Origin of the sequence: Allochromatium tepidum (assembly GCF_018409545.1) — a bacterium.
GTDB lineage: Bacteria > Pseudomonadota > Gammaproteobacteria > Chromatiales > Chromatiaceae > Thermochromatium > Thermochromatium tepidum_A.
Genome location: NZ_AP024563.1, coordinates 1260593 through 1276451 on the forward strand (window position 1 = coordinate 1260593; position 15859 = coordinate 1276451).

At 65.8% G+C, this 15859-nt stretch carries 15 protein-coding genes and 1 pseudogene; 10 read left to right on the forward strand and 6 right to left on the reverse strand.

Annotated elements, in window-relative coordinates; all coding sequences use genetic code 11:
• Nucleotides 1-142: 142 nt before the first annotated feature.
• Nucleotides 143-1129, reverse strand: coding sequence for an adenosine kinase (locus Atep_RS05990; RefSeq protein WP_213380813.1), 987 nt, complete (start codon nt 1127-1129; stop codon nt 143-145).
• 175 nt (nt 1130-1304) lie between these two features.
• On the opposite strand from Atep_RS05990, the gene Atep_RS05995 reads away from it, so the two are divergent.
• A complete protein-coding gene (locus Atep_RS05995) occupies nt 1305-1760 on the forward strand; it encodes a hypothetical protein (protein ID WP_213380814.1) in 456 nt (151 codons plus the stop codon).
• On the opposite strand, the gene cydC is transcribed toward Atep_RS05995, so the two are convergent.
• Together cydC and cydD are read right to left on the reverse strand one after the other, a co-directional pair.
• Nucleotides 1752-3491, reverse strand: coding sequence for a thiol reductant ABC exporter subunit CydC (gene cydC / locus Atep_RS06000; RefSeq protein WP_213380815.1), 1740 nt, complete (start codon nt 3489-3491; stop codon nt 1752-1754). The genes Atep_RS05995 and cydC overlap by 9 nt on opposite strands.
• Nucleotides 3488-5266, reverse strand: a complete 1779-nt coding sequence (gene cydD / locus Atep_RS06005) for a thiol reductant ABC exporter subunit CydD (protein WP_213380818.1) — start codon at nt 5264-5266, stop codon at nt 3488-3490. Before cydD ends, cydC begins: the two co-directional genes overlap by 4 nt.
• Nucleotides 5267-5474: 208 nt before the next feature.
• On the opposite strand from cydD, the gene rpsP reads away from it, so the two are divergent.
• From rpsP to sbcB, 5 genes are all read left to right on the forward strand, one after another.
• Nucleotides 5475-5735, forward strand: coding sequence for a 30S ribosomal protein S16 (gene rpsP / locus Atep_RS06010; RefSeq protein WP_213380820.1), 261 nt, complete (start codon nt 5475-5477; stop codon nt 5733-5735).
• A 29-nt stretch (nt 5736-5764) separates the two neighbouring features.
• Nucleotides 5765-6274 carry a ribosome maturation factor RimM gene (gene rimM, locus Atep_RS06015; RefSeq protein ID WP_213380822.1) on the forward strand — a complete coding sequence of 170 codons (510 nt, stop codon included), beginning with the start codon at nt 5765-5767 and terminating at the stop codon, nt 6272-6274.
• A gap of 87 nt (nt 6275-6361) precedes the next feature.
• Nucleotides 6362-7111 carry a tRNA (guanosine(37)-N1)-methyltransferase TrmD gene (gene trmD / locus Atep_RS06020; protein WP_213380823.1) on the forward strand — a complete coding sequence of 250 codons (750 nt, stop codon included), beginning with the start codon at nt 6362-6364 and terminating at the stop codon, nt 7109-7111.
• A 20-nt stretch (nt 7112-7131) separates the two neighbouring features.
• Nucleotides 7132-7476, forward strand: coding sequence for a 50S ribosomal protein L19 (rplS, locus tag Atep_RS06025; protein WP_213380824.1), 345 nt, complete (start codon nt 7132-7134; stop codon nt 7474-7476).
• Between the two features lie 58 nt (nt 7477-7534).
• Complete coding sequence (gene sbcB, locus Atep_RS06030; protein ID WP_213380825.1) at nt 7535-8968, forward strand: exodeoxyribonuclease I; 1434 nt, start codon at nt 7535-7537, stop codon at nt 8966-8968.
• Nucleotides 8969-8989: 21 nt separating this feature from the next.
• Here the strand turns inward: sbcB and Atep_RS06035 are convergent, their stop codons facing one another.
• A complete protein-coding gene (locus Atep_RS06035; protein WP_213380830.1) occupies nt 8990-9358 on the reverse strand; it encodes a response regulator in 369 nt (122 codons plus the stop codon).
• Nucleotides 9359-9600: 242 nt separating this feature from the next.
• Between Atep_RS06035 and Atep_RS06040 the strand changes: the two genes are divergently transcribed.
• Nucleotides 9601-9780 carry a hypothetical protein gene (locus tag Atep_RS06040; RefSeq protein WP_213380832.1) on the forward strand — a complete coding sequence of 60 codons (180 nt, stop codon included), beginning with the start codon at nt 9601-9603 and terminating at the stop codon, nt 9778-9780.
• Between the two features lie 36 nt (nt 9781-9816).
• Here the strand turns inward: Atep_RS06040 and Atep_RS06045 are convergent, their stop codons facing one another.
• Complete coding sequence (locus Atep_RS06045; protein WP_336511388.1) at nt 9817-10764, reverse strand: metal ABC transporter solute-binding protein, Zn/Mn family; 948 nt, start codon at nt 10762-10764, stop codon at nt 9817-9819.
• 35 nt (nt 10765-10799) lie between these two features.
• On the opposite strand from Atep_RS06045, the gene Atep_RS06050 reads away from it, so the two are divergent.
• From Atep_RS06050 to Atep_RS06060, 3 genes and pseudogenes are all read left to right on the forward strand, one after another.
• A complete protein-coding gene (locus tag Atep_RS06050; protein WP_213380834.1) occupies nt 10800-11570 on the forward strand; it encodes an ABC transporter ATP-binding protein in 771 nt (256 codons plus the stop codon).
• A gap of 5 nt (nt 11571-11575) precedes the next feature.
• A pseudogene (locus Atep_RS06055) lies at nt 11576-12211 on the forward strand (ABC transporter permease); the annotation flags it as partial.
• Nucleotides 12212-12270: 59 nt separating this feature from the next.
• Complete coding sequence (locus tag Atep_RS06060) at nt 12271-13431, forward strand: heavy metal translocating P-type ATPase (RefSeq protein WP_336511398.1); 1161 nt, start codon at nt 12271-12273, stop codon at nt 13429-13431.
• A gap of 73 nt (nt 13432-13504) precedes the next feature.
• Here the strand turns inward: Atep_RS06060 and metE are convergent, their stop codons facing one another.
• Entirely contained in the window at nt 13505-15799 is a 2295-nt protein-coding gene (metE, locus tag Atep_RS06065) for a 5-methyltetrahydropteroyltriglutamate--homocysteine S-methyltransferase (RefSeq protein WP_213380837.1), read from the reverse strand.
• Nucleotides 15800-15859 lie beyond the last annotated feature (60 nt).

Here is a 15859-nt window from a genome sequence, read left to right on the forward strand (position 1 = left end):
CTCCAGCCCGTTGCCATGCCTGACGGGGCTGGAACCCATGACCGGGACATGGATACCTGATCGTAATGCTAGCTTTATTCGATCGCGCGGTGTGTCGACTCGGTCGCAGTTTCGCGACCGGACCGACGGCCACCGGCACGGCTCAGAAGGCCTTCAGGATGGACCGGGTCTCTTCGGTCGGGAGGCGTGGCCCGAGCGTCGTCACCAGTCTGGCGGAGGCCGCGGAAGCGAGATCGCCCGCGCGTTGGTGGCTCCAGCCCCGGCTCAACCCGTAGAGGAAGGCGCCCGCGAACATGTCGCCCGCGCCGACCGTGTCCACGGGCTCGACGCTGACCGGATCGATCTCGATCAACGCCTGGCCGTCCCAGACCAGCGCGCCCTTGGGACCGCGGGTGATGGCGAAATGGCGCGCGATGGTCTTGAGATAGTCGACCGCCTGATGCAGATCGTCCGAGCCGGCCATGCCCATGGCCTCGAACTCGTTGGCGAACAGCAGATCCACGCCCGAGCCGATCATCTCCAGCAGTCCGGGCTTGAAGAACTTGACCATGTTGGGATCGGACAGCGAGATGGCGGTCTTGACGCCCGCCGCCTCGGCGATCCGCTTGGCCTCGATCGAAGCCGCGCGCGCCGAGTCGGACGTGACCAGATAGCCCTCGGTATAGAACCAGTCCGAATCGCACAGCGCCTCTTCGACCAGTTCGTTGGTCGAGAGGTTGCCGCTCACGCCCAGGAAGGTGCACATGGTGCGGTCGCTGTCCGGCGTTACCAGCACCACGCAGCGCCCGGTGTGGCCTTGATCCTTCTCGGTGTGGTGATTGGTGTCCACGCCGCCCTCGATCAGATCCTTCATATAGAAGTGACCCAGCTCGTCGTCGGCGACCTTGCAGGAATAGAAGCCCTTACCGCCGAACTGACTGAAGGCGATGATGGAGTTGGCCGCCGAGCCGCCCGAGCCGCGCCGATGATGGTAATCGCGCAGATGCTGCATGATGTCGAGCTGCTGGCGCTCGTCGACCAGGGTCATGACGCCCTTGTCGATGCCGAGGATGCCCAGATCCTCGGGCGTGACTTCGTATTCCATGTCGACCAGGGCATTGCCGATGCCGTAGATGTGATATTTCGCCATGATGGTTCCGGGAGTGCAAAAAGGTGGGCCATTGTACCCAGCCCGGTGGTCGATGGCGCGTCGCGGTCTCCGTCCGACCGGCTTTGACGGTATAGTTGCGCCTCAAACGGGCGCGACCGGACCGGGAGCGCCGTCCGCCATGAGCCGTCATTTCGGGATGGGTATGAGACGCAAGATGAATCTGTTGATGATGATCGGGCTGGTCGGCACCCCGATCGCGGGGACTCAGTTCGGCATGGACTATGGCCGCGCCGTCTGGGGCGAGACCCAGATCTGGTGGACGCCCAAGGAGATGGCCCTGCCGCTGGATCAGACCAACGGCAACTTTCAGATCCTGCTCGACGGTGAGCCCCTGGGCAGTCATCTGGCGCGCAACTCGCTCACGGCGCTCGGGCCCGAGGGGCTGGCCTATTTCGTGACCCCCGAGATGGTTCGGGTGCGTCTCAACAACTGGCCCCAGGTGCAGGCGCAGATGCTGCACATGGCCGTCTACTCCGCGCTCGGACTCGGGGTCTCGCTGACCTGCCTGATTCTGGGATTGGTCGAATTCTTCCACCAGCCGCCCATGCCGCAGCGCCGCCCGCCCGAGGGACAGTCCACCCGCCCCACCCGTCGCCGCGAGTCAATCTAGGTTTTCGGCCTCGGCGCGCAGCGGCAGCAGGGCCGCCTGCATCGCCTGCGGGATGACCGAGACGTCGCCACGTGCCAGCTCGCGTCCCTGATCGAGCACCAGCACCTGATCGACCCAGTCCAGACCGGCCGGGCGATGGGTGATGAGCAGCACGGTGCGTCCGGTCATGAGCTCGTCGAGCGCCTGCATCAGATCGCGCTCGGTGGCGGCGTCCAGGCCTTCGGTCGGTTCGTCGAGCAGCAGGATGGGCGCATCCTTGAGCAGGGCGCGCGCCACGGCGATGCGCCGACCCTGACCGCCCGAGAGTCGCACGCCGGTCTCACCGACCCAGGTGTCATAGCCCTCGGGCAGCTCGACGATGAAGTCGTGGATCTGGGCCACGCGACAGGCGGCCTCGATCGCCTCCTGGCCGGCATCGGGTTTGGCGATCAGCAGGTTCTCGCGGATGGTGGCGTCGAACAGATGGGTATGCTGGCTGACCACGGCGATATGGCGGCGCAGATCGTCGCCGTGGAAGTCCAGGATGTCGTGACCGCCGACGCGGATGCGGCCCGAGTCCGGCGCCCAGAAGCGCAGCAGCAGATTGAACAGCGTGCTCTTGCCCGAGCCGGTCGCACCGATCACGGCCGCGCGCGTGCCCTGGGGCACCTGGAGCCGGATGCCGGAGAGTGCGGGACGCGGCGCGTCCGGGTAGGTGAAGCCGACATCGTCGAATTCGAGGTCGAAGCGTTCGGGTTGGGGTGAAGGCGTGTCCGGCTCGGCCACCGCCGGTTCGGTATCGACGATGGAGAACAGCCGATGCGCCGCGGCCAGGGTGCGCCCGAGCATCTGGAACGCCTGGGGCAGGGGGGCGACGGCCTCGAAGCCGGCGAGCGTGAACAGGGCCAGCATCGCCAGTTGCGGCGGCATGAGTCGTCCGTCGTCGATCAGCGGGATGGCGATCCACAGCAGCACCCACAGGCTCAGGCCGGCGCAGAGTCCGACGGCGGCCTGGGTCAGACCGTGATCGCTGCTCAAGCGCGTCTGATCGGCGATCAGACGCCGGCTGAGTGTGTCGATGCGTTGGGCCTGACGCTCGGCGGCGCCATAGAGCGTGAGTTCGGCCATGCCCTGGATGCCGTCGATGACGGCGGCGCGCAAGGCGGCCTCGTCCTCGGCGATGCGCCGTCCGGGCTCCAGACCGCGCGCCTGCGACCAGATCGGTAGTCCCACCCCGGCCAGCACCAGGAAGGTCAGGCCGGAGAGGGCGAGCAGGGGATGGTAGACGAACAGAAAGACGGTGAAGAGCAGGATGCTGACATTGGCCACCGCGACCGGCACCAGCACCCGGACATAGAGATTGTCGAGCGCGTCGATGTCGGCACGGATGCGGCTCAGGAGATCGCCGCTGTGATACTGCTGGAGCCGCGCCGGGGCGAGCGGTTCGAGATGTTGGTAGAACCACACCCGCAGACTGGCGATCAGCCGGAAGGTCGCCTCATGGTTGACGAGCCGTTCGCCATAGCGTCCGGCGGTACGGATCATGGCGCTGCCCCGGATCAGCGCCGCCGGGGTGAAATAGTTCATGGCCACGCCCGCGGCGCCGGCGGCGGCCATGGCGGTCAGGAACCAGCCGGCGGCGGCTATGAGCGTCACATTGGCCAGCAGGGTCAGGATCGCGGCCAGGGTGCCGACCAGCATCCAGGTTCGATACGGCCGGAAGAGTCGCCACAAGCGGCGTAGTTCGTTCATGCCTGCTCACTCCCATGTGCGCGCGGGCCGTGGGCGGCGATCATCCGCGCATAGAGTCCCCCGGCTTCGGCCAGCGCTTCGTGCGTGCCCTGTTCGACGATCCGCCCCCGGTCGAGCACCAGGATGCGATCGGCGCGTCGCACCGTATTGAGTCGGTGCGCGATCACCAGCAGGGTGCGGTCGAGTGCCAGCTCGTCGATGCCGTCCTGCACCAGACGCTCGCTCTCGGGGTCGAGGTTGGCCGTGGCCTCGTCGAGGATCACCAGGGGCGCATCGCGCAGAAAGGCACGGGCCAGGGCGATGCGCTGGATCTGCCCGCCCGAGAGTCCCGCGCCGCGCTCGCCGACCGGGCTGTCATAGCCCAGCGGCAAGGCGTCGATGAACTCAGCCGCCCGTGCGCGCCGGGCCGCCTCGCGCACCGCGTCCAGATCCGCTTCGGGACGCCCGAGCCGGATGTTGTCGGCGATCGTGCCCTGGAACAGGCGCGGCTGCTGCGGCACCCAGGCCAGATGGCGGCGCCAGTCGTCGAGATCGATCTCGGCGAGCGCCTGTTCGCCGATCAGGATGCGTCCACCGGTCGGAACCAGGAACCCGAGCAGCAGATTGACCACCGTGGTCTTGCCCGCGCCGCTGGTGCCGACCAAGGCAATGCGCTGCCCCGGAGGGATGTCGAAGCTGAGACCCTGGAGTGCCTCGCGTCCCGGCTCGTAACTGAAATGCACGTCCTCGAAGCGCACCCCGAGCGGACGGGCGGCGGCCAGCGGCTCGGTGCCCGGATCGATCCGGGTCGGTTCGGTGTCCAGCACCTGGATCAACTGTTCGGCCGCGGCCACCGCGCCCATGCGCGCATGGTACTGGGTGCCCAGATTGCGCAGCGGCGCATAGAACTCGGGCGCGAGCATCAGCACGAACAGCCCCTGCAGATAGGTGATCTCAGGGATGGGGATCCAAGCCGGCACCGGAACCGCCAGTCCATAGAGCCGAAAGCCGATGAGGACGGCGACGATGGCGATGCCCACACTGGCGAAGAACTCCAGCACCGCCGAGGACAGGAAGGCCACGCGCAACACCTGCATGGTGCTGTGGCGATAGTCGTCGGAGACGCGCGCGATGATGGCGACCTCGCGCCGGCTGGCGCCGAAGAGCTTGAGCGTGGTCAGCCCCTGGATGACGTCGAGGAAGTGCGCGCTCATGCGTGCAAGCTGCTTCCACTGACGCTGATTGCGCGCCTGGGCGCCGGAGCCGATCAGGATCATGAACAGTGGGATCAGCGGTGCCGTGAACAGCAGCACCAGTCCGGCGAGCCAGTCCATCGGCATCACGGCGGTGAGGATGGCCAGCGGCAGGATCATCACCAGGGTCATGGCCGGGACGAAGCGGGCGTAATAGCCCTCCAGATCGTCGATCCCCTTGGTCAGGGTCTCGACCAGGGCGCCGCTACGCTGGCCGGAGAGATAGGCCGGCCCGAGCCGTTGCAGATGACGGTGCACCTGATCGCGCAGCGTGGCACGCACCGAGGCGGCGGCCTGGAAGGCCGAGCGTTCGGCGAGCCAGACGATGAGCGCGCGCGTGCCGAAGAGCGCCAGCAGTCCCCACAGCCAGTGCCGGACCTCGCTCAGGTCGGCGTCCTTGAAGATCACGGCATCCAGGATCACGGCCAGCGCCCAGGCCTGATTGATGGCCAGCAGTCCGTTGGCCGTGTTGAGCCAGACGGTCAGCATGAGTGCCTTGCCGGCGAGCGGTCGTTGCGATTTGAGCCAGGCGTTGACTGACATGCACTCTAAATCCCTAGTCTGTCTTTCGGTCGGGAGCCGATGCGGGAGGATACGGACCCAGGCCCCTCGGGGCAATGCGTGTTTTGCGTTCCCCCGAACCGCCGAATGAAATCCAGGCTTCCATTTCGCGCATAATTCTGTATATTTGCACGTTTACCCGCGGGCCTTCCGCGAGCCTCCCTATCCAGCTCTTGAGCCAGGACAGCACATGGTCACGATTCGTTTGTCACGTGGTGGTTCCAAGAAGAACCCTTTCTACCAGATCGTCGTTGCCGACATCCGCTCCAAGCGTGATGGTCGCTATATCGAGCGTCTCGGTTTCTTCAACCCGAACGCGCGTGGCGGCGAGATCCCGCTGCGGCTCGACACCGAGCGCGCCCAGCACTGGATCCGTCAGGGGGCTCAGCCGACCGATCGTGCCAAGCAACTGATCAAGCAGGCGACGCGCGAGGCCGCCGCGGCGGCCTGAGTTCGGCGCGATCGCGAGGTTCTTCCAGCGTGTCCGAGGAATCACAGTCCGCTCGGATCGTGCTCGGGCGCGTGTCGGGACTCTATGGCGTCAAGGGATGGGTCAGGGTCCACTCCGAGACCGATCCGCGCGAAGGCATCCTGCGCTACTCGCCCTGGTTGTTGGGGGCTGAGGGCGTCGCGCGGCGCGTAGCCGAAGGTAAGCTGCACGGCAAGGGTCTCATCGCCCGTCTGGACGGATGTGAGGACCGCGATCAGGCCGCCGTACTGATCGGCCGGGAGATCGCGATCCGACGCGATCAGCTCCCTCCGCCGCGCCCGGACGAATTCTACTGGATCGATCTGGAAGGTCTGGCCGTCTTCACCTCGACCGATGTCGAACTCGGACGGGTCTCGCATCTGTTCTCGACCGGCGCGAACGACGTGCTGGTGGTCGAGGGTGAACGCGAGCGCCTGATTCCCTTCGTCTGGGGCGACGTGATCCTGGACGTGGACTTCGACCGGCGTCTGATCCGCGTCGACTGGGATCCGGAGTTCTGAGCCGCGTCGGCGTCAGGGTCCGTTCCTGAGCGAGCCGGCTGGATTCCAGCCTCACAGTTCACGGACCGGCACGGGACGCGATTTCCAATGCGCTTCGACGTCATCACGCTCTTTCCGGATCTGTTTCGTATCCTCTCGGATCAGGGCGTAACGGGACGAGCGCTGGCGCGCGGACTGGCCGAGCTGCATCTGTGGAATCCGCGCGACTTCACGCACGACGTCCATCGCACCGTCGACGATCGTCCCTACGGCGGCGGTCCGGGGATGGTGATGAAGGTCGAGCCGCTGCGCGAGGCGATCCGGGCCGTGCGGGCGGCGGCGCCCAAGAGCCGGGTCGCCTATCTGTCGCCCCAGGGGCGCGTGCTCGATCAGGCCGCCATGCTGGAGATCGCCGCGTGTCCCGGTTGGATCCTGCTCGCCGGACGCTATGAAGGCGTCGACGAGCGTCTGATCGAGGCCCACGTCGACGAGGAATGGTCGATCGGCGACTATGTCCTGAGCGGCGGCGAGCTGCCGGCGATGGTGGTCATGGATGCGGTCATCCGGCTATTGCCGGGCGCGCTCGGTCATGCCGACTCGGCGCGACAGGATTCGCACATGGATGGGCTCTTGGATTGCCCACATTACACCCGCCCGGAGCGGATCGAGGAAGGCTCGGTCCCGTCCGTGCTGATCGGCGGCGACCATGCCGCCATCGAGCGTTGGCGGCGGCGGCAGGCGCTGGGACGGACCTGGCAGCGTCGTCCGGATCTACTCGAGCGCCGCGGGCTCAGCGAGGCCGAGCGCACGTTACTCGATGAATTCATACTGGCCCATCGCGAGGGTGGCGCCGGCTGAGAATAGGAGCCAAGGAAACCATGAGCAACATCATTCAGCAGCTCGAACAAGAGCAGATGACCCGCGAAGTCCCGGATTTCGCCCCAGGCGACACCGTCGTCGTCCAGGTCAAGGTCAAGGAAGGCAACCGCGAGCGTCTTCAGGCGTTCGAGGGTGTCGTCATCGCCATCCGCAATCGCGGTCTGAACTCGGCCTTCACCGTGCGCAAGATCTCGCACGGCGAGGGCGTGGAGCGCGTGTTCCAGACCTACAGTCCGTCGATCGCCGGCATTGAGGTCAAGCGCAAAGGCGACGTGCGTCGCGCCAAGCTCTACTATCTGCGCGATCTCACCGGCAAGGCCGCTCGCATCCGCGAGAAGGTCTGAGCCCTTCCGTCGTCCGTCCGGTCCGGGCGGCCCGGATCCGGCGCCTGGGGTTCGGCCCATGTCCGACACCTTCTACTGGCACGACTACGAGACTTGGGGCGCCGATCCGCGCCGCGATCGTCCCTGTCAGTTCGCCGGACTCCGCACCGACGCCGATCTCAATGAGATCGGCGATCCGCTCGTCCTCTTCTGTCGTCCGAGCGACGATCTGCTCCCGCATCCGGACGCCTGTCTCGTCACGGGTCTCACGCCTCAGCGCGTCGCGCGCGACGGGGTGATCGAGGCCGAGTTCGCGCGCGCGATCCATGACGAACTGAGCCGGCCCGGAACCTGCGGCGTCGGCTACAACAGCCTGCGTTTCGACGACGAAGTCACCCGTCATCTGTTCTACCGCAACTTCTTCGATCCCTATGCGCGCGAATGGCGCTCCGGCAACTCGCGCTGGGATCTGATCGATGTGCTGCGGCTGGCGCATGCGCTGCGTCCCGAGGGGATCGAATGGCCGCTCAACAACGAGGGCGACGCCTCGTTCAAGCTGGAGCATCTGACCGAAGCCAATGGTATCGACCATGGTCAGGCGCATGACGCGCTCGCCGACGTGCGTGCGACCATCGCGCTGGCGCGTCGGCTGCGTGAGGCCCAGCCCCGGCTGTTCGGCTATGCGCTGACGCTGCGCGACAAGCGCCGGGTGCGTGCTCTGCTCGACGAACGCCGCCCCTTGCTGCATGTCTCGGCACGCTTTCCGGCAGTGCTCGGCTGTATCGCGCCGATCTTTCCGGTCGCCGCCCATCCGACCAACTCCAATGGCGTGATCTGTTTCGATCTGCGGGCCGATCCGGCCCAACTGCTGGATCTGTCGGTGGAGGAGATCCGCCGTCGGCTCTTCACGCCGAGCGAGGAGTTGCCGGCGGGCGTCGCGCGCGTGCCGCTCAAGACCGTGCATGTCAATCACGTCCCCATGCTCGCGCCGCTGGCGACTCTCACCCCGGAGAGTGCCGAGTGCTGGCGGATCGACCCAGATCGAATCGTGCGTTATGCGCGCCGGATCGCGGATTCAGCCGGCGAAATCGAACAGCGCGTGCGTGAAGTGCATCAACGGACGCTTCCGGCCGAGACCGACCCCGAGCTGATGCTCTATTCGGGCGGTTTCCTCTCCGACGCCGACCGTCGCGCCTGCGATCAGGTCGTGCGCTCGAACCCCGCCGAACTGGCGACCGCGCCGCCGCATTTCAGCGACCCGCGTCTCGGCGCGTTGCTGTTTCGCTATCGCGCCCGTAACTGGCCTGAGACCCTGAGTCCGGAGGAGCGTGAGGACTGGGATGTCTACCGCTTCGCGCGCCTCACCGACCCCGAGGGTGGAGCCGGTCTTCAGATCGAGGATTATGAGGTGCGGCTCGCCGAGCTGGCCGAGATCCATGACGACGATCCGGCTAAGTTGGCGATTCTCGACGCTCTAGGTGACTGGGCCGAGCGTGTGCTCGATGCCGGTTGACCGGCTATCGGCGCTCTGGTTTTAACTCAGCGCACCGGCGATGGCTTCACGCAGTTGTTCGCGCGTGAAGGGCTTGGGCAGGGTGGCGCGCACGCCCATCAGCTTGGCCGACTCCAGATTGAACTCCAGGCTGATCGAGCGGCGTCCGCCCGAGACGGCGATGATGGGAATCCGTGCTTCGCGCCGCGCCAGTTCCATGATGAGCTCGATGCCGTCCTTCTCGGGCATCAGGATATCGGTGATGATGAGATCGGGGCGACTGTGCTCGATGGCGGTCAATGCCTCGTTGCCGTTGGTCGCGGTGCCGACCTGATGGCCCTCGCGCCGGACCATCTCGGTGAGCATGGTCCGAAAGAGTTCGTCGTCGTCGACGATCAGTACCTTGGTCATGGTTGCATAACGTGTTGGCTGAAAATGGAATTCAGTATGGCACAAAAGAGCGAGTCAGACTCCGAATCGATCTATCCGGCTCGGCTGTCGAAAACATGGGTACTCGAAGATGTTGAATACGGATCATCTGCGCAATACCTTGTGAGCGCTCGAGTCGGCCGTGGCGCTCATGCCGGATTTCATCCGCGATGCGCGAGGACTGGAAGCGCGTCTGCGGGCGATGCGGATTCCGGAGGCTCGGCATGAGTGCCTGTGTCGAACTCGATCTGCCGGATTCGTACTTCGTCGTCGGTGCCCAGCCGCAGGATCCCTCACTCGACCCCGTGCGCTATCTGGCCGAGCAAGCCAAGCCACTGGGCCTCATCAAACGTCCACGCAAGCCGCCTAAACAAAAGGCTCAGGCTCCACTGGATTCGGCTTGACATGACAACCGATCCCTTAACTTGTAACTGATGGCCTTACTCCTCAGTGCTCGTCAGAACTCGGGTGAGGTGGCGGATGGTGCCGATGTAGTCGGCGGACAGCGTGTCGACGACCTCCACCCGTCCGCCGATCTCCTGGGCGACCTGCTCGGCGGCCTTGGTCGACATCTGCGGCTGGGCGAGGATCACCCGGACGTCCTCGCGTCGCGCCTGATCGATCAGGGCGGCCAGCCGTCGCGGACCCGGCTCCTTGCCCTCGGACTCGATGGGGATCTGGGTCAGGCCGTAGTTATCGGCGAAGTAGCCCCAGGACGGGTGGTAGACCATGAAGCGACGGTGCTTCAGCCGGTCGAGCCGGGTGCGGGTGTCGGCATCCAGATCCTTCAGCTCGGCGACGAAATCGGCCAGACGCGCCTCATATTCAGCAGCTTGCAGCGGATCGAGTTCAGCCAGCGTCCCGGCGATGCGTTCCGCCATCCCGATCACGAGCGGCGGGCTGGTCCAGACGTGCGGATCCTGCTCGGTGCCGGATTCATGGTGATGATCGTGTGCTTCGAGGCGACGCCTTGAGATCCCGTCGCTGAGATCCACCACGCGGATCTCCGGATTCACGGCCCGGATTCGCTTCATCCAGGCCGCCTCCATCGGCAGCCCGATCCCGAAATAGACATCGGCCTCGGCCAGACGCGCGATCTGCCCTGGGGTCGGCTCATAGGCATGTGGATTGGAACCGGCGCCGACGAGCGCTTCGACCCGGACTTGGGATCCGCCGATCCGTTCGACGAAGGTCTGCTGCGGCGGCACGGTGACGAAGACCTGGATTCGGTCCGCAGCCGGCAGGGCGGCGGGCATACAGATCAGCGCGATGAACGATAGGAAGCGCGTTCGCATGGTTTCCTCGGAGTGGCTCACAGCCTTGGAGTGGATCGGGCGCACCCAGGTGCGTCTTGGCCAGGTGCTCAGGGCGATGTTATGAGATAACATCTCGGTTCGACAACCAACGGCGTTCAGGATCGGCCATGGCCTGGTCTCGCACCCTCAATTCAGACTCGGACACTCAGCGCCAGCCGGCCGTCGAGATCCGGGATCTCACGTTCCGCTGGACCGAGCCGGGGCCGCCGGTGCTCCGGCTCGATCATCTTCGCATCGAGCGCGGCGAGCGGGTCTTCGTCGCCGGGCCGAGCGGCAGCGGCAAGACCACTCTGCTGAACCTGCTGGCCGGCGTGGCGGTGCCGCGTCAGGGGAGTCTGCGGGTGCTGGGCCGGCCGCTCGAAGCCACCGGCGGTGCGCGGCGCGATCACTTCCGGGCCGATCATATCGGTTACATCTTTCAGATGTTCAACCTCATCCTCTATCTCTCGGTCCTGGAGAACGTGCAGTTGCCCTGTCATTTCTCGCGGATACGGCGCGAGCGCGCCCGCCGACGCTCCGGCACGCCAACCGCCGAGGCGCGGCGGTTGCTGAAACAGTTGGACATGGCGGACGCCGGATGTCCGGATAGCCCGGTGAACGCGCTGAGCGTCGGGCAGCAACAGCGTGTCGCCGCCGCGCGCGCGTTCATGGGCGCACCCGAGTTGCTGATCGCCGACGAGCCGACCTCGTCCCTGGATGCCGACCGGCGCACGGCCTTCATCCAGCTCCTGTTCCAGGAGTGCGCGGACTCGGGTGCGACCCTGGTCTTCGTCAGTCACGACAACACCCTCGCGCCCCTGTTCGATCGCACCCTGAGTCTCGCCGCGCTCAACCGCGCCACGGCGGATCGCGAGACCGCCCTCCAGTCCGGGAGCTGAAGACCATGGCCATTCTCCGACTCGCCTGGAAGAGCCTGCTCAATCGCCGCTTCAGCGCCGGACTCACCCTGCTGAGCATCGCCCTGAGCGTCAGTCTGCTGGTCGGCGTCGAGCGCTTGCGGCACGAGGCGCAGACGAGCTTCGCCAACACCCTGTCGGGGACCGACCTGATCGTCGGCGCGCGCGGCGGATCGGTGCAGCTCCTGCTCTATGCCGTCTTTCGTCTCGGTCATGCCACGCACAACATCTCCTGGGAGACCTATCAGGCGATCGCCGCTCATCCCAGGGTCGCCTGGACGGTGCCCCTCTCGCTGGGCGACTCCCATCAGGGCTATCCGGTGCTGGGGACGGATCTGAGCTATTTCGAGCACTATCGCTTCGCCCGCGACCGTCGGCTCGAGTTCGCCCAGGGCGGTCCGTTCGCCGATCTCTACGATGCCGTGCTCGGTGCCGAGGTCGCCGCCGCGCTCGGCTATCGTCTGGGTGATTCCATCGTCGTCGGGCATGGTACGGGCAAGGTGAGCTTCACCGCGCACGCCGACAAGCCATTCCGTGTCGTCGGCCTCCTGGAGCGCACCGGCACGCCGGTCGATCGCACCGTGCATGTCAGTCTCGAAGCGATCGAGGCCATCCATCTCGAGACGAACTGGCCGACAAGCGGGTCTATCTCACGCTCGGCTCGGCGGCGGCCGTCTATGCCCTGACGCGCGATCTGACGCGGGTGCAGTCGGTGTTCCTGGTCGACTATTCCTGTGCGCTCAAGCTCGGCACCCCGGTCGCCTTCAAGTCCGGACTCTACGAGGCCGCCAATCATGGGGTACTGATCAAGGGCGGCGAGGCCATGGAGCGTCTGGCCGAGATCGATACCCTGGTGTTCGACAAGACCGGAACCCTGACCCACAGCGAGCTGGAAGTCACCGACGTCGTGGTGCTGGATCCGCGCTGCGGCGAGTCGGAGGAAACCCTGCTCGCCATGGTCGCCTCGGTCGAGGAACATGCCGCCCATCCCCTGTCCCAGGCCGTGGTCGAGGCGGCGCGCGAGCGCGACCTCCAGCACATCTCGCACGGCGAGGTCGACTACATGGTCGCCCACGGACTCAACGCTCAGATCGACTGCTGTCGCATCATCGTCGGCAGCCGACACTATCTGGAAGAGCACGAAGGCATCCGCTTCGACGCCCACGAGGCGCAGGTCAAGCGCCTGCTCGACGAGGGCAAGACCCTGCTCTATGTCGCCAGCGAGCATGGCCCCATGGGTCTGATCGCACTGCGCGACACCCTGCGCGCAGACGCCGAGGCGACCCTGGAGCGGCTGCGTGCGCTCGGAATCGAGCGGTTGGTGATGATCTCGGGCGATCGTCAGGAGAAGGCCGAGGCCCTGGGGCGGACGCTGCGGCTCGATCAGGTCTACGGCGAGGTGCGTCCGGAGGAGAAGGCGGCGCTCATCACTGCGCTTCAGCGTGAGGGACGCAAGGTCGGTTTCGTCGGCGACGGCATCAACGACGGGCCGGCGCTGGTCGCGGCGGATGTCGGCATCGCCATGTCGCGCGGGGCGGATCTGGCGCGGGCGAGTGCCGATATCGTGCTCACCGACGACCGTCTGCTCGCAGTCGCGGACGCGCGCGAGATTGCGTTCGGCACCATGCGCATCATCCGCACCAACTTCAACGCCACCGTCGGTATCAACACCGCCATCATGGCCGGTGCGCTCATGGGCCGGCTCTCGCCCGTCGCCAGCGCGTTGCTGCACAACGGCACCACGCTCGGGGTGTTGGTCAATGCCCTGCGGGGTGCGCGACTGGCTTCAGGCGAGCGAGCGGTCGAGGAGGGCGCGCTGACAATGACCCAGGATCGGCCATGACGTGGGATGAGGCGCCTTGCATAGTCGAACAGTGGCACGCCTGATATCCGCTGCGCGCCATCCGTTCAGGCGATCAGCCGAGTCCGGTGCGCAGTGTCTTCGCGGCGGCGACCATATTGGTGAGCGCCGGGATGACCTCGTTCCACTGCCGGGTCTTGAGTCCGCAGTCCGGATTCACCCACAACCGTTGTGACGGGATGCGCTCGGCGGCCTTGCGCATCAGCTCGACCATGTGCGCCTCGCTCGGGATGTTGGGCGTGTGGATGTCGTAGACGCCGGGGCCGATCGCGTTGGGATAGCTGAAATCGTCGAAGGCGTCGAGCAGTTCCATGTCCGAGCGCGAGGTCTCGATGGTGATGACGTCGGCGTCCATCTCGGCGATCGACGCGATGATGTCGTTGAACTCCGAGTAGCACATATGGGTGTGGATCTGGGTCTCATCGGTCACACCATTGGCGGTGATACGGAAGCACTCGACCGCCCAGTCGAGATAGCCCTTCCATTGCGACCGGCGTAGCGGCAGGCCCTCGCGCAGCGCCGCCTCGTCGATCTGGATCACGCGCACGCCGGCACGCTCCAGATCCAGCACCTCCTCGCGCATCGCCAACGCCAACTGCCGGCAGGAGACCGAACGCGGCTGGTCGTCGCGCACGAAGGACCAGTTGAGGATGGTCACCGGGCCGGTCAGCATGCCCTTCATCGGTTTCTCGGTCAGCGACTGGGCGTAGGTGATCCAGTCGACGGTCATGGCCTTGGGACGGCGGACGTCGCCGAACAGGATCGGCGGCTTGACGCAACGCGAGCCGTAGGACTGCACCCAGCCGAACTGGCTGAAGGTGAAGCCCGCGAGCTGTTCGCCGAAGTACTCGACCATGTCGTTGCGCTCGGCCTCGCCGTGCACCAGGACATCCAGCCCCAACGCCTCCTGCTCGCGCACGCAGCGGGCGATCTCGCCGCGCATGATCCCGACATAGGTCGCCTCGTCGATCGCCCCTGCCTTGAACTGCCGGCGCGCCTGACGGATCTCGCCCGTCTGGGGAAAGGAGCCGATGGTGGTGGTGGGGAATTCAGGCAGATTCAGCAGGCCGGCCTGTTTGGCGGCGCGCTCGGCGTAGGGACTCTGGCGCTGACCCCAGCGGGCATCGATTCGGGTGAGCGACGCCTTGACCTCGGGATTGTTGACGCGCGGCGATTGGCGCCGTGAATCGATGGCGGCCCGGTTGGCGTCCAGCTCGGCCCTGACGGTCTCACGACCCTGATTCAGCGCCCTGGCCAGCACCCGCAGCTCATCGAGTTTCTGCCGGGCGAAGGCGAGCCAGGATCGGATCTCGGGATCGAGCGTCTGTTCGCTGTCCAGATCCACCGGCACATGCAGCAGCGAACAGGAGGGCGCGATCCACAGCCGCTCGCCGAGCTGGTCCTGGATCGGCTCCAGCCAGTCGAGCACGGCGTTCAGATCCGTCTTCCAGATGTTGCGGCCGTCGATCACGCCGAGCGACAGGATCTTGGTCGAGGGCAACAGATTCAGCAACGGTGCCAGATCATCGCGTCCCCGGACGGCATCGATGTGCAGTCCGGCCACCGGCAGATGGGCGGCCAGATAGCCTTGATCCTGGAGTTCGCCGAAATAGGTCGCCAGCAGCAGCTTGACCGGAGCCGTCTTGAGTTCGTGATAGGCGATCTCGAAGGCGTGACGCCAGGCCTCATCGAGTTCCGTGACCAGGATCGGCTCGTCGATCTGCACCCACTGGACGCCGTGCGCGGCCAGCCGGTTCAGCAACTCGGCATAGACCGGCAGCAGACGATCGAGCAACGCGAGCCGGTCGGAACCGTCCTTGCTCTTGCCCAGGGCCAGATAGGTGACGGGGCCGATGATGACCGGTTTGGCATTGACGCCCTGGCTCTGGGCCTCGGCCAGTTGTTCGAGCAGGCGCGAGGCATCGAGCTCGAATTCGGTGGCCGCCGTGAACTCCGGCACGATGTAGTGATAGTTGGTATCGAACCACTTGGTCATCTCGCCGGCGGCGACGCCGCAGGTACAGCCGGCCTGTGCTTCCGCCGCCGGCGCCGAGCGCCCACGCGCCACACGGAAATAGGTGTCGAGGACATCACCTGTGACGCCACGCACGCGCTCGGGGAGGTGGCCCAGCGTGAAACTCATGTCGAGCATCTGGTCGTAGAAGGCGAAATCGCCCACCGGGACCAGATCCAGACCTGCTTGGTCTTGCCAATGGCGCGCGCGCAGCTCGGCGCCGACCGCCCTGAGTGTGTCGAGCGTGGACTCGCCCTTCCAGTAGGATTCCAGGGCGAACTTCAATTCGCGCTTGGCGCCGATGCGCGGAAAGCCGAGGTTGTGTGTAATGGCCATATCGATTGCTCTGACGGATGAAGGATGGCGCCATTCTCGTCAGCGTGAATCATGAGTGGA